The organism is Streptomyces sp. NPDC048664, assembly GCF_040650555.1.
In the GTDB taxonomy this organism is placed as follows: domain Bacteria; phylum Actinomycetota; class Actinomycetes; order Streptomycetales; family Streptomycetaceae; genus Streptomyces.
In genome coordinates, this window is sequence record NZ_JBEZHK010000039.1 from 43,020 (window position 1) to 63,505 (window position 20,486).

Annotated in this window: 19 protein-coding genes; 6 read left to right on the top strand and 13 right to left on the bottom strand. The window is 72.0% G+C overall.

Features of this window, described 5'->3' with window-relative positions; translation table 11 throughout:
- The first annotated feature begins 34 nt into the window (after positions 1-34).
- Together AB0C59_RS30975 and AB0C59_RS30980 are read left to right on the top strand one after the other, a co-directional pair.
- Complete coding sequence (locus tag AB0C59_RS30975) at positions 35-1,390, top strand: MFS transporter (protein ID WP_363010472.1); 1,356 nt, start codon at positions 35-37, stop codon at positions 1,388-1,390.
- Between the two features lie 255 nt (positions 1,391-1,645).
- A complete protein-coding gene (locus AB0C59_RS30980) occupies positions 1,646-2,020 on the top strand; it encodes an RNA polymerase-binding protein RbpA (protein WP_009187548.1) in 375 nt (124 codons plus the stop codon).
- 124 nt (positions 2,021-2,144) lie between these two features.
- Here AB0C59_RS30980 and fxsA read toward each other — a convergent pair whose 3' ends face one another.
- The 4 genes from fxsA to AB0C59_RS31000 form a co-directional block, all read right to left on the bottom strand.
- On the bottom strand, positions 2,145-2,714 hold the full coding sequence (gene fxsA, locus AB0C59_RS30985; protein ID WP_363010474.1) for an FxsA family membrane protein: 570 nt from the start codon (positions 2,712-2,714) through the stop codon (positions 2,145-2,147).
- 127 nt (positions 2,715-2,841) lie between these two features.
- Complete coding sequence (locus tag AB0C59_RS30990) at positions 2,842-3,636, bottom strand: polyprenol monophosphomannose synthase (protein ID WP_363010476.1); 795 nt, start codon at positions 3,634-3,636, stop codon at positions 2,842-2,844.
- Positions 3,637-4,171: 535 nt separating this feature from the next.
- A complete protein-coding gene (locus AB0C59_RS30995) occupies positions 4,172-5,800 on the bottom strand; it encodes an amidohydrolase (protein ID WP_363010477.1) in 1,629 nt (542 codons plus the stop codon).
- 46 nt (positions 5,801-5,846) lie between these two features.
- Positions 5,847-6,287 (bottom strand): Lrp/AsnC family transcriptional regulator, encoded by a 441-nt coding sequence (locus tag AB0C59_RS31000; RefSeq protein ID WP_030677853.1) that lies wholly within the window; start codon positions 6,285-6,287, stop codon positions 5,847-5,849.
- A 264-nt stretch (positions 6,288-6,551) separates the two neighbouring features.
- Here AB0C59_RS31000 and AB0C59_RS31005 point away from each other — a divergent pair, with 264 nt between their 5' ends.
- On the top strand, positions 6,552-6,968 hold the full coding sequence (locus AB0C59_RS31005) for a hypothetical protein (RefSeq protein WP_363010479.1): 417 nt from the start codon (positions 6,552-6,554) through the stop codon (positions 6,966-6,968).
- Positions 6,969-7,088: 120 nt separating this feature from the next.
- Positions 7,089-7,307, top strand: a complete 219-nt coding sequence (locus AB0C59_RS31010) for a hypothetical protein (RefSeq protein ID WP_363010481.1) — start codon at positions 7,089-7,091, stop codon at positions 7,305-7,307.
- On the opposite strand, the gene AB0C59_RS31015 is transcribed toward AB0C59_RS31010, so the two are convergent.
- From AB0C59_RS31015 to AB0C59_RS31035, 5 genes are all read right to left on the bottom strand, one after another.
- Positions 7,270-8,442 (bottom strand): acyl-CoA dehydrogenase family protein, encoded by a 1,173-nt coding sequence (locus AB0C59_RS31015; RefSeq protein ID WP_363010483.1) that lies wholly within the window; start codon positions 8,440-8,442, stop codon positions 7,270-7,272. The genes AB0C59_RS31010 and AB0C59_RS31015 overlap by 38 nt on opposite strands.
- Before the next feature lie 300 nt (positions 8,443-8,742).
- Complete coding sequence (locus tag AB0C59_RS31020) at positions 8,743-8,889, bottom strand: SCO1431 family membrane protein (protein WP_363010485.1); 147 nt, start codon at positions 8,887-8,889, stop codon at positions 8,743-8,745.
- A gap of 102 nt (positions 8,890-8,991) precedes the next feature.
- The gene (locus tag AB0C59_RS31025) at positions 8,992-10,350 is read right to left on the bottom strand and encodes a peptidase C39 family protein (protein ID WP_363010487.1); all 1,359 of its coding nucleotides are present in this window, start codon (positions 10,348-10,350) and stop codon (positions 8,992-8,994) included.
- A gap of 231 nt (positions 10,351-10,581) precedes the next feature.
- The gene (locus AB0C59_RS31030; protein WP_363010489.1) at positions 10,582-12,126 is read right to left on the bottom strand and encodes an amino acid permease; all 1,545 of its coding nucleotides are present in this window, start codon (positions 12,124-12,126) and stop codon (positions 10,582-10,584) included.
- Between the two features lie 47 nt (positions 12,127-12,173).
- Entirely contained in the window at positions 12,174-13,133 is a 960-nt protein-coding gene (locus AB0C59_RS31035) for a hypothetical protein (RefSeq protein WP_363010491.1), read from the bottom strand.
- A gap of 296 nt (positions 13,134-13,429) precedes the next feature.
- Between AB0C59_RS31035 and AB0C59_RS31040 the strand changes: the two genes are divergently transcribed.
- Both AB0C59_RS31040 and AB0C59_RS31045 read left to right on the top strand, forming a co-directional pair.
- Positions 13,430-14,095: a hypothetical protein gene (locus AB0C59_RS31040; protein ID WP_363010493.1), complete on the top strand. Its 666-nt coding sequence runs from the start codon at positions 13,430-13,432 to the stop codon at positions 14,093-14,095.
- Between the two features lie 423 nt (positions 14,096-14,518).
- Positions 14,519-16,375 (top strand): AAA family ATPase, encoded by a 1,857-nt coding sequence (locus AB0C59_RS31045; RefSeq protein WP_363010495.1) that lies wholly within the window; start codon positions 14,519-14,521, stop codon positions 16,373-16,375.
- Between the two features lie 52 nt (positions 16,376-16,427).
- On the opposite strand, the gene AB0C59_RS31050 is transcribed toward AB0C59_RS31045, so the two are convergent.
- The 4 genes from AB0C59_RS31050 to hisG all read right to left on the bottom strand — a co-directional run bounded on the left by AB0C59_RS31050 (position 16,428) and on the right by hisG (position 20,473).
- Positions 16,428-17,540, bottom strand: a complete 1,113-nt coding sequence (locus AB0C59_RS31050) for a hemolysin family protein (protein WP_363010497.1) — start codon at positions 17,538-17,540, stop codon at positions 16,428-16,430.
- On the bottom strand, positions 17,537-18,874 hold the full coding sequence (locus AB0C59_RS31055) for a hemolysin family protein (protein ID WP_363010499.1): 1,338 nt from the start codon (positions 18,872-18,874) through the stop codon (positions 17,537-17,539). Before AB0C59_RS31055 ends, AB0C59_RS31050 begins: the two co-directional genes overlap by 4 nt.
- A gap of 271 nt (positions 18,875-19,145) precedes the next feature.
- Positions 19,146-19,610, bottom strand: coding sequence for a PH domain-containing protein (locus AB0C59_RS31060; RefSeq protein ID WP_363010501.1), 465 nt, complete (start codon positions 19,608-19,610; stop codon positions 19,146-19,148).
- A 14-nt stretch (positions 19,611-19,624) separates the two neighbouring features.
- The gene (gene hisG / locus AB0C59_RS31065) at positions 19,625-20,473 is read right to left on the bottom strand and encodes an ATP phosphoribosyltransferase (protein WP_363010503.1); all 849 of its coding nucleotides are present in this window, start codon (positions 20,471-20,473) and stop codon (positions 19,625-19,627) included.
- Positions 20,474-20,486 lie beyond the last annotated feature (13 nt).

The following is a 20,486-nucleotide window of genomic DNA, read 5'->3' on the forward strand; positions in this document are numbered from 1 at the left end:
CCCCGCGCACGACTCCGGGGAAGTGAGGGCACGGGTGCCCATAGACACCATGCCGTCGACGGCGGACGAGGACTCGGCCGCCGAGCGCAGACGCGAACAGCACGGGTGGTACTTCTACGACTGGGCGTGCGCCGTCTACTCGACGAGCGTCCTGACCGTGTTCCTCGGGCCGTATCTGACCGCGGTGGCCCGGTCCGCGGCGGACGCCCACGGCTATGTGCACCCGTTCGGTGTCGCCGTGCGGGCGGGTTCGTTCTTCGCCTACTGCGTCTCCGCGTCCGTCGTGCTCGCGATCGTGCTCATGCCGCTCGTGGGCGCGGCGGCCGACCGCGGGGGCCGCAAGAAGGGCCTGCTCGCCCTGTGCGCGTACACGGGGGCCGCGGCCACCGCGGGAATGTTCTTCCTGGACGGGACCCGCTATCTGCTCGGCGGCTTCCTGCTGATCGTCGCGAACGCGGCGATGGCCGTCTCGATGGTGGTCTACAACTCCTATCTGCCGCAGATCGCGACTCCCGAGGAACGCGACGCCGTCTCCTCGCGCGGCTGGGCCTTCGGCTACGGGGCCGGGGCCCTGATGCTGATCGCGGATCTGGTGCTGTACACGCAGCACGACTCGTTCAGCCTCTCGGAGGCCGCCGCCGTCCGCATCTGCCTGGCCGCCGCCGGCGTCTGGTGGGGCGCGTTCACCCTGATCCCGCTCCGGCGGCTGCGCGACCGCCGCACGGCGCACGCGGCGCAGGGGCCGGCGGTGCACGGATGGCGCCAGCTGGCCGCCACGGTCCGCCACATGCGGCGCACTCCGCTGACCCTCGCCTTCCTGGTGGCGTACCTCATCTACAACGACGGCATCCAGACGGTGATCTCCCAGGCGTCGATCTACGGCTCAGAGGAGCTGGGCATGAGCCAGTCCACGCTGATCCTGGCCGTGCTGCTGGTGCAGGTGCTGGCGGTGGGCGGGGCGCTGGGCATGGGGCGGCTGGCCCGACGGTACGGCGCCAAGCGCACCATCCTGGGCTCGCTCGTCACCTGGACCGTGATCCTGGCCGGCGGCTACTTCCTGCCGGCGCACGCGCCGGTCTGGTTCTTCGTCCTGGCGGCCTGCATCGGAACGGTCCTGGGCGGCAGCCAGGCGCTGTCGCGCTCCCTGTTCTCCCATCTCGTGCCGGCGGGCAAGGAGGCCGAGTACTTCTCGGCGTACGAGCTGAGCGACCGCGGGATGAGCTGGCTGGGGCCTCTTCTGTTCGGGCTGGCCTTCCAGCTGACCGGAAGCTACCGGGTCTCGATCATCTCACTGGTGATCTTCTTCGTGATCGGGTTCGTGCTGCTGGCCCGGGTCCCGGTGCGGCAGGCGGTGCGCGACGCGGGCAATCCCGTCCCTGAGATGATTTAGCACTGGACGGCAAAGGGCTGTAGTGTACGCGTTTGGCCTGCCAGGCGTACCGTTACTGCGCGTCAAAGGAGACGAAACGCTGGGTGACATCTGCTAGCAGATGTGACAAACCGGGCGTTGGTGGGTACAACAAGGGGCGGCTACGACGGCGACGCATGACCCGGAACGGGAATCTTTACCGCCGACCGGACGTTGACCGGATGACGACGACAGCGACACCTGTCCTGTGGGCGACAAGCCCGGGAGGCACGATTCATGAGTGAGCGAGCTCTTCGCGGCACGCGCCTCGTGGTGACCAGCTACGAGACGGACCGCGGCATCGACCTGGCACCGCGCCAGGCCGTGGAGTACGCATGCGAGAAGGGGCACCGCTTCGAGATGCCCTTCTCCGTCGAGGCGGAGATTCCGCCGGAGTGGGAGTGCAAGGTCTGCGGGGCCCCAGCACTTCTCGTGGACGGCGACGGTCCTGAGGAGAAGAAGGCCAAGCCCGCACGTACGCACTGGGACATGCTGATGGAACGGCGTACCCGCGAGGAGCTCGAAGAGGTCCTCGAGGAGCGTCTGGCCGTCCTCCGTTCCGGTGCGATGAACATCGCGGTCCACCCGAGGGACAGCCGCAAGTCCGCGTAGCCCCTCGGGGATGCGCGAGAGGCCGAGTCGGCCCGGCGGTTCGCCGTGGGCCCGTGATCGGTGAGAAGCGGGCGCCGTACGTCATCCGTGACGTACGGCGCCCGCTTTTTCGCGAGGCCTCCGGTCAGTGGGTCAGGGGAGGACGCGGGGGCGGCGGGGCGTCCGCCGGGGTGTCCCTGACGACCTCGCCCTGCACGACCTTTCCGTCGGGGCGGTGCATCCGCGCCTGCTGGAAGGCGTCGCCCAGGCTTCCGGGGGCCGCCGCGCCCAGCCTGCGGTCGATGGTCCGCTCCGTGAGGCGGCGCACCGCCTTCTGGATCGGCGGCACGAGGAGCACGAGGCCCGCCGCGTCCGAGATCAGTCCCGGAATGACGAGCAGCAGGCCGGCGAGCATCGTGAGCCCGTTGCCGCTCCCGCCCGACTTCTGTGTCCGCTGCCCGGGGGAACGGGTGCCCAGCGTCTGGCTCAGGTTGCTCAGGGCCCGTCGCCCGGCTCGTTTGACGACCAGGGAACCCAGGACGACACCGGCGACCAGCAGCAGGAACACCACGAACCCGGAGGTCGCTTCGGCCACCAGGACGAGCAGCCAGATCTCCAGCACCAGCCACAGGGCGACGCCCAGCGGAGCGAAGGTGCGCCGCCGGGAGCGCCGGGGTCGGGTGGGAGGGGTCGAAGGGGGTGCGCCAGTGGTCATGGTCCCAGTGTGCACACCACCCGCTCAGCGCGGGATAAGAGGGCGACCGCCCCGGGCCTGCGACAACGCGGGCCGCTCCCCGTACACCCGCACGAGCGGGCGTGGGAGGCGGCCCGTGGCGCGCGTGCTAGGCGGACGCGCGGCCGCCCTTGAGCTTGGCGACGCGGTCCCCGACGCCCCACGCCGTGACCCGCCACAGGGCCTCGACGAGGATGTCCTTGCTCATCTTGGAGTCGCCCAGCTCGCGCTCCACGAAGGTGATGGGCACCTCGACCACGTGGTAGCCGGCCTTGACGGCGCGACGGGCCAGGTCGACCTGGAAGCAGTACCCCTGCGAGGCGACCTCGGTGAGACCGAGCCCTTCGAGGGTCTCCCGACGGAAGGCCCGGTAGCCGCCGGTGATGTCGCGCAGCGGCAGGTTCAGGGCGATCCGCGAGTAGAGGCTTCCGCCCCGGGAGATGAACTCGCGCGACTTGGGCCAGTTGACCACACGGCCGCCCGGCACCCAGCGCGAGCCCAGAACGAGGTCGGCGCTGTCCAGCGCGGTCAGCAGACGCGGCAGCTCCTCCGGCTGGTGCGACCCGTCGGCGTCCATCTCGACCAGGACGCCGTAGCCGTGCTCCAGGCCCCAGCGGAAGCCGGCGAGGTAGGCGGCGCCCAGGCCCTCCTTGCCCTTGCGGTGCAGCACCTGGACGTGGTCGTCGTCGACCGCCAGTTCGTCCGCGATCTTTCCCGTGCCGTCGGGGCTGTTGTCGTCGGCCACGAGGATGTGCGCCTCGGGCACGGCCGAGCGCACCCGGCCGACGATCGTCTTGATGTTCTCGGCCTCGTTGTAGGTCGGAATGATCACCAAGGCGGTGCCGAGCGGGCCGAACTGCCTCACCTTGGATCCAGCCGTGAGGTCCTCGTCGCCGTCGTTCACTACTGCCCCTTCATGTCCGTTCGCAGAGGTCCACCCTAGTGGCCCCTCATCGCGCGGTTGCCTGCGCACGGTCGAACCGGGGTGTCGATTCCACAAGAGTTGGGTAAGACCGCGTGCCTTCGTCCTACCAGACTACGGATCGGGGCCCGGTGCCCTTCGGTCCGACCTGGGACCCGCTGGCTGCGGGCCGGCCAAAAGCCGTTGTCTACTGAGCGTCCGGGCCCCATCCGGGTCGCACCCTCCCAACCGGCCGGAACGTTGCCCTCGCCAAGGCGCCGGCGCTGAGCCTGGCTCCCAGCGGTGGCGCACCGGACGGCGCACCACCCCTGACCCAGCGGCGCCTGGGCGACTGCGCGGAGGTTCTCCGGTCGGACGTCCGGTGGTGGACCCGGCCGAACCTACCCGCCTCCTGCCGCCGCCTGTCAACAGCCTCCCGGCCTGCGCTTATTCGACGGGAGTCCAGGTCGGGCCCGAGGATTCCCAGGTCGTGCGACGGCCCCGAGGGGGCATGTCGCACGCGCGCCACCCCGGGAGATCACTCGCCCGGACGCATGAACACCGTCCGGCCGCCCACCACGGTGCGCAGGCAGACCGGAAGGGCACCGCCCGGCGTCAGATCGGGCAGCCCTGGGGTGCCGGAACGCGGATCCGTGGACCAGCGCGCCACCCGGTCGTCGGGCGCCTGGACGACCAGCGCGTCGGTGCGCCACACCGCGTAGTCCGCGGGCGCGCCCGGCACGAGGACGCCCGCGTCGTCCCGTCCGGTGGCGCGCCAGCCGCCGCGCGTGTGCGCGGTGAAGGCGGCGCGCACCGAGATCCGGTGCTCGGGGGTGCGGTGGAAGGCCGCGGCGCGCACCGTGCCCCACGGGTCCAGCGGGGTGACCGGGCTGTCGGATCCGAAGGCGAGCGGGACGCCCGCACGCAGCAGGGCCGCGAAGGGGTTGAGGGTGCGGGCCCGCTCGGCTCCGAGGCGCTCGGCGTACATGCCGTCGGCGCCGCCCCACAGGGCGTCGAACGCGGGCTGCACGGACGCGGTCAGGCCGAGTTCCGCGAAGCCCGCGATGGTCCCCGGGTCGAGCATCTCCGCGTGCTCGATCCGGTGCCGGGCCGCACGGACGCGGGCGAGCCCGATCTTCTCCGCCGCGGCGCGCACGCCCTCGGTCACGGTGGCGACGGCCGCGTCGCCGATCGCGTGGAAGCCCGCCTGGAGCCCGGCCTCGGTGCAGGCGACGACATGCCGGGCGACGGCGTCCGCGTCCAGGTATCCGGCGCCGGTGTGGGCGGCGTCGGCGTACGGATGGTGCAGGCAGGCGGTGTGGGAGCCGATGGAGCCGTCCACGAACAGATCGCCGGCGGCGCCCACGGCACCGAGCTCACGCGCGCGGGTGACGCCCTCGTGTCCGTGCTGCGCCCAGTAGCCGGTCACCCGGGGCCCGCTCTCCTCGGCGGCCAGCCGCAGCAGCCCGGTGAAGTCGTCCTCGGAGGAGATCTCCGGGCCCGCGCACTCGTGGACCGAGCCGATGCCGAGCGAGGCGACGTGGGCCAGGGCGGCCCGCTGGGCCTCGGTGCGCTGGGCGGAGGTGACGGCGGCGAACGCCGCGGCGCGCACCGCGTGGTGGGCGTCGCGGGTGAGGGGCTCCCCGTCCGTGAACCCCGCCCGGTCGCGCACGCCGGGCGTGAGGTCCAGCAGGGCCGTGCTGACGGCGGCCGAGTGCACGTCGATCCGGCTGAGGTAGAGGGGACGGCCGCCGGCCGCCTCGTCCAGCTCGTCCCGCCGGGGGGCGCGGCGTTCGGGCCAGCGGGCCGAGTCCCAGCCGTGGCCGAGCAGAACCCGGTCGTGGGGGCGGGCGGCGGCGAAGTCGCGGACGAGCACGAGGGCGGCGGCCAGGGAGGGCGCGTCGGACAGGTCGAGGCCCGTGAGCGCGAGGCCCGTGGCGGTGGTGTGCACATGCGCGTCGGTGAACGCCGGGGTGACGAGCGCGCCGTCCAGGTCCACGATCTCGTCCACGCCGTCCGCGAAGGCGTCCGCGGCGCCCTCGGAGCCGACCCAGGCGACCTGCCCCCGTTCGACCACCATGGCCGTCGCGAAGGGGTCGGCGGGGCTGTGGACTTCTCCTCGGCGCAGCAGGACGGTCCGCTGCGGCTGGGCGGTGCGCTCGTTCATGGGGACAGTCTCGCGCCTGGCCGGCCCCGACCGGCACTCAGGTGCGTCAGATACGGGGTGGGCGTGCCTCGTAGGGAGTGGACAGGACGACCGTCGTGCGGGTCGAGACGCCCGCGAGCGACCGCAGGCGGGCCAGCAGTTCCTCGAGTTCGTGGGGGGTGGCGACACGGACCTTGAGGATGTAGTTCTCGTCGCCCGCCACGCTGTGGCACGCCTCGATCTCGGGAACCCCGGCGAGGCGTTCGGCGATGTCGTCCGGGGCGCTCGGGTCGAACGGCTTCACCGAGATGAAGGCGGTCATCGGCAGTCCGACCGCCTCCGGGTCCACGACCGCGGCGTACCCGCGGATCACGCCGCGCTGCTCCAGCCGGCGCACCCGTTGGTGCACGGCCGACGTGGACAGGCCCGTGGCCTTGCCCAGGTCGGTGTAGCTCATCCGCCCGTCCTTGACGAGCAGCTGCACGATCTGTCGGTCCAGCTCCTCCATGGCGCAAGAACCTACAGTGCGTCCACGGCCCGCGGATACCCGAGCGGCGCAGGTCATACCCGGTTTGTGATCTTGAGGCAAGAGGTCTGTGAGCCGTCCGCGCACCCGGGCCGCCCGCCGGCGTCCGCGCGTTCGTGTGATGAACGACACAGGTGTGTGCCGGCCTTCGTGATGTCCTCGTGGTTACCGCCGCGAGCGGACGGGAAGTGCTTGCTGTGGTCGAGGCCACAGCACCTGGCCGGCCCAGCCCGAGGGGGAGAATCCATGCACAGTCCCAAGCGCCCTGGCCGTATCGCGCCCAAGCGGCAGCAGGCCCTGGAGCCCGAGCCGGAGGGCGTCGAACCCGGCGAGGACGAGTACGACGACGACGCGTACGACACGTTCGAGATGTACCGGGTGATCTGCCCCGGCTGCGCGCAGCCGATCGCGCTCCTCCCGGACGAGGACGTGCTGCCCGAGCACGCGCTGTGCGCCACGCCGTGGAATCCGTTCGGGCTGACGGTGTGCTCCGGTACGGGGCAGTCGGCCGCCGACGCGATACCCGCGGACGCGTCGACGTCGGGGGTCGCGGAGCGGGACGCGGCGCTGCTGCTGACGTTGCCGTCGGGCCTCGACTGGCGGACGCAGCCGTTCTCCCACGCCGGGGGCGCCGGGGGGCGTCCGGTGCGGCTGGTCGCCTGACGGTGCCCGGCCGGGGTGGGGGCGTGCGGCTGACCGCTCGCCCCCACCCCGGCCGGGCGGGTACTCACTCTCGTAGCGGGGTGAGGGTGACCACCGGGCGGGTGGGGGCGTTGGGTGGGTATGACTTCTCTGTATGGCGAACCGCTCAGGCGGTTGTTCGTGCCGGCGCCGACAGGAACACCCCCGCCGCGGGTCCCGGACCCGCCCATCTACCGCGCTCTCATGCGGACCTGGGCCGATGGCGGGCGCACCCTGCCGGGACGGCACGATCCCGAGTGGGCACGCCTGGCCGCGCCCCCGATCAGCGTGTCTCGGGGCCCGCTAGATGGCGGGCGATGACCATCCGCTGGATCTGGTTGGTCCCCTCGACGATCTGCAGCACCTTGGCCTCGCGCATATAGCGTTCGACGGCGAAGTCCGCGGTGTAGCCGTACCCGCCGAGCACCTGGACGGCGTCCGTGGTGACCTTCATCGCCGTGTCGGTGCAGTGCAGCTTGGCCATGGCCGCCAGCTTGGCGAACGGCCGGCCGGCGTCCCGCAGGCGTGCCGCGGCGAGGTACAGCGCCCGGCCCGCCTCGATCTGCGTCGCCATGTCGGCGAGCATGAAGCGCAGTCCCTGGAAGTCCGCGATGGGCCGGCCGAACTGCCGCCGCTGCGCGGCGTAGCCGAGGGCCTCGTCGAGGGCGGCCTGGGCCACGCCGATGGCGCAGGCGGCGATGCCGAGCCGGCCCGAGTCGAGCGCGGACAGGGCGATCGCGAAGCCCTGGCCCTCCTCACCGAGCCGCCGGGAGTCGGCGACCCGGACGCCGTCGAAGTGGACCTGCGCGGTGGGCGAGCCCTTCATGCCCATCTTCTTCTCGGGTGCCGCCCCGCTGACCCCCTCGGCGTCGCCCGGGACCAGGAAGGCGGTGATCCCGCGCGCTCCGTCCTCGCCGGTTCGCGCCATCACCGTGTAGAAGTCGGCGATGCCTCCGTGGGTGATCCACGCCTTGGTCCCGCTGACGAGCCAGTCGTCGCCCTCGCGTACGGCCCTGGTGCGCAGGGAGGCCGCGTCGGATCCGGAGGACGGCTCGGACAGGCAGTAGGCGCCCAGCAGACCGCCGCCGAGCATCGCGGGCAGGTGCTCCACCTGCTGCTCCTTGGTGCCGTAGTGCGCGAGGGCGTGGCAGGACAGGGTGTGGACGCTGACACCGAGGCCCACGGTCAGACGGGCCGCGGCCAGCTCCTCCAGCACCTGGAGGTAGACCTCGTAGGGCTGGTCCCCGCCCCCGTACTCGGCGTCGTAGGGCAGGCCGAGCAGCCCGGATTCCGAGAGCAGGCGGAAGACGTCACGCGGGAAGCGTGCCGCGTCCTCCTCCTCGGCCGCTTTCGGGACGATCTCGTTCTGCGCGATGTCGCGCACGAGCGAGATCAGTTCCCGGGCCTCGTCCGTGGGCAGTTGACGGTCCACCGGCTGCGCGGCGCGGTCGGGCATGGCGACGCTCTCCTCCCTGTCGGGCAATCGGCGTACGCCTCCGGGGTGGGGTGGCGGCGCCGGGTCTCACTGGGCCTTCGCCGAGTTCGCCGTACCGGGTCTCGGAAGCGGCTGACCAGCGAATGCGGCGCTTGGAGTATGCCCGATCGGGGGCACCGCGTCACCAGTTAACGACCGCTTACTTCAGGAAACCCGCGATCTTGGTTCCTTGGTCCGCACCATTGCCCGGCGTCGGCCCGCCCCACGGGCGTACCGCGCGGCTGACCGGCGCTCAGGGACGGGCGTGGGCGGCGGTTCGGTTCACACCAGGCCCAGCTGGGTGACGAGCATCGCGAGGACCACCACGAGAGTCCAGCCGGCGATGTGCTCGGACAGCGGGTTCCTGTCGTCCTTCGGTCCGCCGGTGCGGGCGGACAGGCGGGGGGCGGTGGCGGAGGTGGCGGTCATGGCGTCTCGCTGCTCTCGGTCTGTTCGGTGGACTCCCCCCGCCGTTGTGTCCACCTTGCCACCGGAATGCGCCGGGACGGCCGAGAGCTTGGTCACAGGCGGTCAGCGCACGCCCACCGCCGCCAGCGCCACGCGTTGGCGCGCGGTGGGCCGGGCCGGGAAGTACAGGTAGCAGATGCCGCCGGTGCCGGAGACGATCTTGCCTGCGGCGTTGCGGCGCTTGGTCCGCAGCCAGATGTTCTCGAACTCGCGCCGCCGGTAGACGCGGCGCACCGAGCGGTCGTCGGGCGCCGCCGGGTCGCCCGCGACCACGTCCCCGGCGGCGGTGAACCCGGTCACGGTCATCAGATGGCCGGCGGTGCCGTAGCCGGCGCCCGTCAGTTCCTCCTTGAGGAAGGACTGCGAGGTCATGGCGGGGATGCCCGCCGCGATCAGCGTCTCCAGGTCGGTGAGCGAGGACAGCCGGGTGACCACGCCCTGCAGGTCCTTGTACGTCGCCGCGTAGGCGGCGTTGAAGGGCCAGTTGCCGCAGCCCTCGTACTGGTGGTCGTACGTGCCGCGGGCCGCGACGGCGACCTGCGGGTCGGCGTAGGACGGGTCCACCCAGGCCAGGTCGTGCGCCGTGGGCCTGCGGCCCCAGTACTCGATGACCATCTGCGAGGAGGTGGGGCTGCACCAGGCCTCGCCCCCGTTGTCGTACTGCGGGTACTGGCCCTTGTGGATCTCCTGCGAGTAGCGCGGGACGCTCAGCTCATGGGCGAGGGAGGGTGTGGAGGCGGGGACCTCGAACCGGTCGGGCACGGCCGAGCCCATCGCACCCAGCCGCCAGACGCCCGGGGTGAGCCGGGTGCCCGGCTTGCGGTACAGCGTCAGCCGCAGCTGGTAGGCGGCGAGGCGCGGACCGGCGGAGGGGTCGGTGAGGGTGAAGGTGTCGGTCGAGATGGCGCTCCTGCCGTCGGTCTGGCCGTCGACGGAGGTCCGTCTGATGTCCTGGTCTCCCGAGGCCCAGCGGCCCATGACGTACCAGGGGGTGTCGGTGCCGTCCGTGTAGGTGCCCCTGAGCTCGACCTGGATCCAGGTCCCGGCCGGGGTCGCGGCGTTCCAGGAGGCGACGGCCTCGGTGGCGGGGACGGGCAGCACGTGGACCGGCGAGGTCCACGTGGCGTACTCCCAGGTGGCGGCCTTGCCGGTGTGCGGATCCGTGTAGGTGCGGCGGCCCGCCGGGGCGGCGATGACCACCTCGGGGCGCGTGCCGGCGACGGCGGCGGCGCCCTGGGCGCTGCCGCCGCGCCAGTCGGAGTACGAGGTCCAGGCGTGGTAGTCCACGGGTGTCGAGGGGGCTTTCGTCTGCCGGGCGGCCGGTGGCGCCGCGACGGCGGGCCCCGCGGAGCCTGCCGTCGCGGCGGCGACCGCCGCCGTGAGAAGGACGGTTCTGCGGGACGGCTGTGAGGTTCTGGTCATCGGCGGGTGACCCCCAGGATGTCCTGTGGCGGCGGCTGTGACGCACGGTGTGCGCCCACTATCGCCGCGACCCGGGTGCCACTGCCAGCATGCCGACCGCCGCGCCGCCCCTGGCTACGGGGCTCGATCACCGCCGTGACCTGCGGCGCCCCGGCCGTCGGGAGCCCCCGCACCGCGCGGCGCGGCCCGGCGCCCGACCGGGTGACGCGGACGCCCGAAGGGGTGGGCGCGTCAGACGAGGTCCATCGCCGCGACCTCGTCGGGGCCGCCGTAGCTGACCGGCCCGCGGAAGCGGCGCCGCGCGGTGGCGAACCACCACACGGTGGCGACGACCAGCACGACGGCCAAGGCGATCGGCGCGTAGTTGAACGACTCGACCGTGATCGGTGACGCCTGCGGCAGCATGAACAGCACGCTGCTGAGTAGAACCCACACCACCGCGATCACCCCGACGGGCCTGCTCCACCGTCCCAGGTTCCAGGGGCCGGGCTGGAACTCCGAACCGAGCCGGAGCCTGAGGAAGATCGGCACCGCGTAGGCGAGGAAGAGCCCCACGACGTTCACGCTGACGATCGCCGTGAAGGCGGTGTGGGACCACCAGGCGGGCACCACCAGGGCGAGCGAGCAGCCGACGGCGAGCCAGACGGCCTTGACCGGGGTGCGGGTGCGCGGGGAGACCGAGTGCCACCAGTGGGAGCCGGGCATCGCGCCGTCGCGCGAGAAGGCGAAGATCTGCCGGGTGTTGCTGGTCAGGTTGGCCAGACCGCAGAAGAGCATGGCGCCGATGACGATCAGCAGCAGCGCTTTCGCCGCGCCCGTGCCGACGCCGTCGATGAGGATCCGCACCGGGGGCGCCGAGGAGCCGGCCACCTGCGCGTAGTCGCCGATGCTGTAGACGAGCGCGAGCATCAGGACGAGACCGGTGATAGCCGAGTAACCGATGGATCGCATGATGCCCCGGGGGGCGTTGAGGGTCGCGCGCACGGTCTCCTCCGACATGTGGAAACTGCCGTCGAAGCCGGTGAAGGTCCAACTGGTGACGAGCAGCCCGAGCATGCCCCCGTACAGTCCGCTGGTGAAGCCGGTGTTGTTCACGAAATGCGTGACGAACGAGGCGGGCCGGTGCTGGTGGGGCATGATCACCAGCGCGCTGACGATCACGACGAGTCCTATCAGCAGCCACCACACGGAGATCCGGTTGAGGACGGCGACGAGCCGCACCGTGTAGGTGTTGGCCAGACCCTGCGCCACGATGATCAGCGCGGTGATCAGCACGGTCTGGTGGGTGGTCGGCCGGTAGGAGGCCCACTGCAGCGCGCAGAACGCCTGGACGAAGGTGGCCGCCGCGTATCCGGTGGCCGCGGTCCCGCCGATCTGCCCCACGAAGTTGAGCCAGCCGGTGTACCAGGACCAGGCACCCCGATGGCGTTTGGCGAGTTTGCCCGCGGAGAAGTAGAGGGCCCCGCTCGTCGGATAGGCGGAAGCCACCTCCGCCATCGCGGCGCCGATGAACAGCACCATGACGCAGACGCCGATCCAGCCGAGGACGAGAACGCGCGGACCGCCCGCGTTCATTCCGAATCCGAACGAGGAGAAGATTCCGGAGAGGATATTGATGATGGTGAAGGAGATGGCGAAATTGTCGAATGCCTGGAATCTTCGGGTGAGTTTGCGCGGATATCCCATGGCGTGAAGCGTCGCGTCGTCGTCGATGGTGACGCTTTCCGGAACCACCGCCCGCGCTCTCGTACGGGGCGCGGATGTCCGTTCTTCCACAGCGGGGCCTTTCTCTGGCGAAGGTGACCGAGGAGCGGGTGACCGGGTCAGGCGGCGCCGCCCGGTACGGGAAGTCCGCACAGGCGGCGGGCGCGGGAGAGCCGTTCGACGGGATCGCCGAAGGCGCTCCAGGGCATGCGCGAGGCGTAGGGCCCCATGGCCATGAGCACGGCACGCGCCTCGAACTCCCGCTCGGCCATGACCAGCGCGTGCGCGAGATACGCGAGGTCCAGCACGGGCGTGAACCGGTAGCCGGCGGCCTCGGGCAGCCAGGAGCGGTAGACGGCGAGCGCGGTGGCGCGCCACTGGGGCTGGTCCCAGACGCGGTCGGCGAGCGGTTGCGAGGGGTCGTGGCTCTCGACGAGCGCGACCAGGGGAAGCAGTCGCAGGGGGGAGGTGGCGGGCGCCCGCTGGCCGAGGAAGGCAGCGACGTCCCAGGCGGCGTTCACCGAGCCGCCGTTGCGCGTGAAAAAGTAGGCCAGAAAACGATGGTGGCCCTCGCGGTGGGTGGGGTCGAGCCGCAGGATGTGCGAGAAGAGCTGCCAGGGGCCGGGCGGCGCGGTGAGCAGTCCCCGGGGGGCGGGCTCGCGGATCTCGTGCAGCCGCGTCAGGGCGAGTCTGGCCACCCACGGGGTGGGGTCGTAGGGCGCCAGGTCGGTGGCGCGACGGCAGGCGGCGAGCGCGATGCGTTCGAGGGCGGGGGCCCGTGGGTCCTGGCCGTCGGCCGCGCGCAGCGCCCGCAGGACGGCCACCCGCGCCCACAGGAGGGCGGACTCGCGGCCGGGCTCCTCGGCGAGCCAGCGTTCGGCCAGATCGGAGTCGGCGGCCTCGGAGGCGAGGACGAGCGAGCGATGGGCGCGCAGCCCGGGGTCCTCACGTGTTTCGGCGAGGAGCCCGTGCGCCCCCAGATAGCGCCCCGCGCGCACCTCCACGCACACGCTCGCCAGTTCGCGGTCGTCGGCCGCCGGATGCCATACGTACTGCCCCTGGAATAACCCCGCCGTCATGCTCCCCCGTCCCTACAGATGCCCGACAGTCGCGCACCCGGCACCCTACTCATCAACGGGCTTAACCGGAACGGCGATACTCATGTTCCGGCGATCTTCGTGCGCGGAAATGCGCGCGCATCCGAGGGGGTGCGCGTCGCTGATTGACGAATGAACAGTTCAAGGGAACACGGATTCACCGCACCCACCCATCCTGTCCGCGATGCCCCCACCCTTTCGGGCGGAGGCGCCTCGAGTACGGCGTACAATGTGCCGCCGGAATATGCCCTGCCCCACTCCGCCCCGGGAGATGCGCCATGCGCGGCCTCGCGTCCCGTCTGCGGCACCTGCCGCCGTCGTGCGGCCCGGTCCGCCTCGTCGGCGTGGACGGCCACGCGGGCTCGGGCAAGTCCACCTTCGCCGCCCGCCTCGCGGCCGAGCTCGACGGCGCCCCCGTGCTGCGTCTCGACGACATCGCCACCCATCAGGAACTGTTCGACTGGTCGGAGCGGCTGCTGCGCGAGGTGATCGAGCCGCTCGGCCAAGGCAGGACCGCGCACTACCGCCCCTACGACTGGCGTGCCCGGCGCCCGGGACCCGTCCGCGCGCTGCCGCCCGCCCCCGTGATCCTGATCGAGGGCGTCGGCGCCGGCCGCCGGGCGCTGCGCCCCCATCTCGCGCTGCTGCTCTGGATGGACATGCCCCGAAAGGACTCCTGGGCACGCGGGCGGGCCAGGGACGGCGCCGAGCAGGAGGCGTTCTGGGACGGCTGGACCGAGGCGGAACGGGAGCACTTCGACACGGACCCCTCGCGCCCGCACGCGGGCCTGCTGGTGCGGCAGGCGATGGTGGGGCCACAGGGGTCGGAGGCGGTGAAGGGGGCGAGGGGGACTGAGGGGTACGAGGTGCGGCCGGGGCCCGCAGGAGCCGCTGATGCAGGGCGTGTCATCACCCACGGTGACGACCCTTCGGCTGTGTGCTGAAAGTGTGAAGGCCCTTGCCCGACAACTTCCTTGACTGTCCCAAGGTGGCTTGACCCGGGAGCCGCACAGGTCTTACGTTCTCAATGTGCGGTTCGCGAAGCCGCCACCACAGACGCGAAGCCCCCGGTTGTTCCCCCGTGACCGGGGGCTTCGTTCTGCCCCGACGCCCCGCCGGCCCCTCCGGCGCGTGCTCCGCTCACCCTCGGTCACCGCTTCCCGTGCGCCCCGTCTGCTCCCACCTCGGCGAACGGCCCGTGCCGCACCCTTCGGTGGTCCCCCGTCCCACGGGTACGATGCCTCTCGGTGCGGCTTCGACTGTTCGCGCCGTCGCAACTCCGGTCCGCGGCACAGCGGTTCGAACAGGGCGGCCGACGGGCGACGGCCCGCCGGTGAACCAACGGGGACACGGTTGTGGGGGACGTGATGGACTTCGGCACCTGGGGCCCCGAGGCCCCGGCCGACCTCGCCTGGCTGCGAGGAGTCGACGCCTACACGATGGGCGCCTACCCGCAGGCGGAGGACGAGTTCCGCGCCGCGGTCCAGATGGATCCCGGCATGGCCGACGGCTGGCTCGGGCTGCACGCCCTGCGCATCGACACGACGACCGCGCTGCTGCGGATGTTCCGGCACCGGGACCGCTTCGGGGAACAGCGCGCACGGCATCGGCGTGCGCTGAACTCCTGGTACTGGCTCGGCTGGTGGGTGCAGCCGGTGCTGGAGAGCCCGCGCGATCTGCTGCTCGCCCACGCCTCGCACTGGCTGGACGGCCGCCATGTCCCCGAGCTGGACCGGGCCCTGGCCGGGCTGCCGCCCGTGGACACCGACCTCCAGGTCCGCTTTCTGCACGCCTGCCGGTCCTATCTGGTCAAGGACTGGGAGCAGCTCGTCCGGCACACCGATCCGCTGATCGACGACCCCATGCTCGGCATAGAGGCCGGCCTGTTCGGGGGCATGGCCCGGGTCCGCCTGGAGATGTTCGGGCAGGCCGAGCCGCTGCTGTCCGCGTCCCTGATGCGCTGCCGCAGCGAACAGCCGCAGCGCAAGGAACTGCGCTACTGGCTGGCCCGCGCCCACGAGGGCACCGGGCGTTCCGCCGCGGCGCTGCCGCTGTACCGCGCGGTGCACCGCGCGGACCCGGCGTTCATGGACACCTCCGCGCGTCTGGCGGCCATCGCCGAGAGCGACGGGTACGACGACCCGGCCGACTTCACCGCGATGGCGTTCGCCGGAGCCGGGGACGCGGGGGACACAGGGGACGGCCTCGATCCCCTGCTCGGGTCGGAGGGCCGGGATCTGAAGCTCTCCGACCCCGAGCCGCCGCCGGGCTCCCTGGCGGCCCCGGGCGACCTGGTGCGGGAGAAGGCCTCGGCGCCGCGGGTCCCGCTGCCCGCGGGGCCCACGGATCCGGCGCTCCTGGAGGAGGCCCTCGCCGAGCTGGAGCGGATGGTCGGGCTCGACCCCGTGAAGCGTCAGGTCAGGGCCCTGTCCGCGCAGCTCAACATGGCCCGGCTGCGGGCGAGCCAGGGATTACCCGTGCACCCGCCCAAGCGCCACTTCGTCTTCTCCGGTCCCTCGGGCACCGGCAAGACCACGGTGGCGCGCATCCTGGGCCGCGTCTTCTACGCCCTCGGGCTGCTCGGCGGCGACCACCTGGTGGAGGCGCAGCGCGCGGACCTCGTCGGTGAGTACCTGGGGCAGACGGCCGTGAAGGCCAACGAGCTGATCGACTCGGCGATCGGCGGCGTCCTGTTCGTGGACGAGGCGTACTCCCTGTCCAACACGGGATACGGCAAGGGCGACGCGTACGGGGACGAGGCGCTCCAGGTGCTGCTGAAGCGGGCCGAGGACAACCGCGACCATCTGGTGGTCATCCTGGCGGGCTACCCCGAGGGCATGGACCGCCTGCTCGCCGCCAACCCCGGTCTGTCGTCGCGTTTCACCACGCGTGTCGACTTCCCCTCCTACCGGCCGCTGGAGCTCACCTCGATCGGTGAGGTCCTGGCCGCGGAGAACGGGGACGTGTGGGACGAGGAGGCGCTGGACGAGCTGCGCTCGATCGCCGGACACGTGGTGGACCAGGGCTGGATCGACGAGCTGGGCAACGGCCGCTTCCTGCGGACGCTGTACGAGAAGAGCTGCGCCTACCGGGACCTGCGGCTGACGGGTTATCCCTCGACGCCGACCCGGGACGACCTGTCGACTCTGCGGCTGCCCGACCTGATGCAGGCGTACGGGGAGGTGCTCTCGGGACGGGGGCCGCAGGACCGCCCGGGAATCTGAACGGCCCACCCGCCCCGAGGGGCGGGTGGGCCGGGACGGACGCGCACGGGGCTCAGCCGGTGAGCGCGTCCTGAGGTGCCTCGCTGGAACGGGGCGCCCCGCCGGGGCGGGGCTCCGTCAGCTTCGCCGGTGGTGCCTCGCCCGCGTCCCGGTGCGCCGGGTCGCGGACCTCGCCCACGAGCAGTTCCAGGACGTCCTCCAGGGCGACCAGGCCGAGCACCCGGCCGGAGGCGTCGGCCACCTGGGCGAGGTGGGTGGCGGCCCGGCGCATCACGGTCAGCGCGTCGTCCAGCGGCAGCTCCGCCGAGAGCGTGGTCATCGGGCGCCACACCTGCTGCGGCACCGCGCGCTCGGACTCCTCCACGTCCAGGACGTCCTTGACGTGCAGATAGCCCATGAAGGCGCCGTTCGCCGAGACGACAGGGAAACGCGAGTAGCCCGTGCGCGCGGTCAGGGCGACCACCTGGCCGGGGGTGACCGTGGGCTCCACGGTCACCAGCAGGGCCGCGTCCAGGAGCACGTCCGTGACCGGGCGCGTGCCCAGCTCCAGGGCGTCACCCAGGCGCTCCTGCTCCTCGGGGTCGAGCAGCCCGGCCTGTCCGGCGTCCTCCACCAGCTGGTTGAGCTGTTCGCTGGTGAAGACCGCCTCGACCTCGTCCTTCGGCTCCACCCTGAACACCTTGAGGATCACCTGGGCGCAGGCGCTCAGCGCCACCGTCACCGGCCGGCACAGCCGGGCGAAGGCGACCAGGCCGGGGCTGAGCCACAGCGCCACCTTCTCCGGCGCCGCCATGGCGAGGTTCTTCGGGACCATCTCGCCGATGACGAGGTGGAAGAAGACGACGGCGGCGAGCGCGATCACATAGCCGAGGGGGTGGATCATGCCGTCGGGCAGGTGTGCCGCCTCGAAGGCCGGCTCCAGCAGCTGGGCCACGGTCGGCTCGGCGACCGCGCCCAGGGTCAGGGAGCAGACGGTGATCCCGAACTGGGCGGCGGCCATCATCTGGGGCAGTCGTTCCAGGCCGAACAGCACCTGGCGGGCCCGTGCGGTGCCGAGCGGCTCGATCTGGCTGCGGCGCACGGAGACGAGCGCGAACTCCGCGCCGACGAAGAATCCGTTCACCAGCACGAGCAGCGCGGCCAACAGCAGTTGCAGCAGGCTCATCGTGCGGCCTCCAGGGCGGGCTCGGCCACGTCGGCCAGCTTCACCAGCCGGACCCGCTCCGCGCGGTAGTGCCCGACCTGGCGCACCGTGAGCCGCCAGCCGGGCAGCTCGGCACGGTCCCCGGGCGCGGGGATCCGGCCCAGCAGATCGGCCACGAGTCCGGCGACGGTCTCGTACGGGCCCTCCGGGACGTCCATGCCTATCCGCTGGAGGGTGTCGACCCGGCAGCTGCCGTCGGCCTCCCAGGCGGGGCGTCCGTCCTCGGGCGGGACGGCGGACAGCTCGGGCAGGTCCTGGCTGTCGTGCTCGTCGCGCACCTCGCCGACGAGTTCCTCGACGATGTCCTCCAGGGTGACCACCCCCGCCGTGCCGCCGTACTCGTCCACGACCACGGCGATGGGCTGCTCACTGCGCAGCCGCTGCAGCAGGGGCTGGACGGGCACCGTCTCGGGGACGAGCAGCGGGGTCTGGCAGATCCGGGTCACGGGCGTGCGCAGCCGTTCGCGCGAGGGCACCGCGAGGGCGTCCTTGAGATGCGCCATCCCCACGATCTCGTCGATCTTCTCCCGGTAGACGGGGAACCGGGACAGTCCGGTGGCCCGGGTGAGGTTGACCACGTCCTGAGCCGTGGCAGAGGACTGGAGGGCGCTGACCTTCACCCGCGGGGTCATCACGTGCTGGGCGGTCAGCTCGCCCAGGGACAGGGTCCGCACGAACAGGTCGGCGGTGTCCTGCTCCAGGGTTCCGGCGCGTGCCGAGTGCCGGGCCAGGGAGACCAGCTCCCCGGGGGTGCGGGCGGAGGCCAGCTCCTCGGCCGGTTCGACGCCGAGGGCGCGCACCAGGCGGTTGGCGACCGTGTTGAGGGCGGCGATCACCGGCCGGAACAGGCGGGAGAAGACGGCCTGCGGGCCCGCGACGAAGCGGGCGACCTGGAGCGGCCGGGAGACCGCCCAGTTCTTGGGCACGAGTTCGCCGATCACCATCTGCGCGGCCGAGGCGAGCAGCATCCCGGTGACCACGGCCACACCCGAGACGGCGCCCGAGGGAATGCCGAGGGCGGCGAACGGGTCGTGCAACAGCTCGGCCAGGGCCGGTTCGGCGAGCATGCCGACGACCAGCGAGGTGATGGTGATGCCGAGCTGGGTGCCGGAGAGCTGGAAGGACAGCTGCCCCAGCGACTCCACGACCGTGCCGGCCCGCCGGTCGCCGCCGGCCGCGGCCTTCTCGGCTTCCGGCCGCTCGACCGTGACCAGTCCGAACTCGGCCGCGACGAAGAATCCGTTGGCCAGGATCAGCAGGAAAGCCGCCCCGAGAAGCAGCAGGGGGATGCTCATGATGCGGCCGCCCGGGCGTCGACGCGGACGGGGTCCGCGCTATGTCGGCAGGGGGCGGCGCAGGTACTACAGGACGATCCGTCCATCGCCGGGGAAAGTCACTCCTCGGATAGCAGGAGCCCCCGGAGCTCCGGGCGGAGCAGCAGGGGCGAAGGCGCCGTGACGACGCCTTCGCCACCAGATTAGTCAAGACTGCGGCAGATGTGTCAGGACGGACGGTCCGGAGTCGGCCCGTCGGGGGTCGCGGGCGGGTCTACGGGCCGCGGGGGACTCAGCTCCGGTGCCGCTCGGGATCGGCCGCCGAGCGGGCTTCCGCGAGTGCCCGGAGCGCCCGCGCGTCCCGCACGGCCCGCTCCGGGGCGATGCCGGGCTGGATGCCCAGGGCGGGCAGGCTGGTGCCGTCACTGAGGTCGAGGAAGACCCAGGGGTCGCCCTGGCGCAGGTTCACCCGCAGGATCTCCGCCCAGTGCAGATGGCGCCGAGAGGCGATGTTCACGACGGTCACCCCGTCCTCGGCGGCGACGACCTTGGGGCGCGCGAGCGCGCACAGCACCCCGAACAGGACGGCCGCCACGAAGACGAAGCTGACCCGCTCCCCCGGCGTGAGCTGCTCCAGGAGCATGGCGACCGTGGTGATCGCCACGAACACGGCGACGCCCCCGCCGAGCAGCACCGCCCTGGTGCGGCCGGGCCGGAAGGTTATGGGGAGGGCGGGCAGATCCGGCAGATCCGTCATCGGTATGCGGTTCCTCACAGACGGCAGGCGTGGATGGCCGTGGTCAGGATGGCCCGGGCACCGATCTGGTACAGGTCGTCCATGATCCGCTGGGCCTCCTTGGAGGGCACCATGGCGCGGACGGCGACCCAGCCCTCGTTGTGCAGCGGGGAGACCGTCGGGGACTCCAGGCCCGGGGTCAGGGCCACGGCCTTGTCGAGCTGTTCGACGCGGCAGTCGTAGTCCATCATCACGTACGTCCTGGCCACCAGGACGCCCTGGAGGCGGCGCAGGAACTGCTGGACCTTGGGCTCCTCGGCGTCGGCGCCGGCGCGGCGGACGACGACGGCCTCGGACTGCATGATCGGCTCGCCGATGATCTCCAGACCGGCGTTGCGCAGCGAGGTGCCCGTCTCCACCACGTCCGCGATGAACTCGGCGACGCCGAGTTCGATGGCGGTCTCCACGGCTCCGTCGAGGTGGACCACGGAGGCGTCGATGCCGTTGTCCGCGAGGTGCTTGGCGACGATGCCCTCGTAGGAGGTGGCGACCGTCCTGCCGCTGATGTCCTCCACGCCGCGCGCCGTGCCGGGCTTGGTGGCGAAGCGGAAGGTGGAGCGGGCGAATCCGAGCGGGAGGATCTCCTCGGCGTTGGCGCCGGAGTCGATGAGCAGGTCGCGGCCGGTGATGCCGATGTCCAGGCGGCCGGAGGCGACGTAGATCGCGATGTCGCGGGGACGGAGGTAGAAGAACTCCACCTCGTTCACCGGGTCCACGATCCGCAGTTCCTTGGACTCCCGGCGCTGCTGGTAACCGGCCTCATGCAGCATGTCCGCCGCGGACCCGGAGAGTGAACCCTTGTTGGGAACGGCGATGCGCAGCATGAGACCGGTTTCC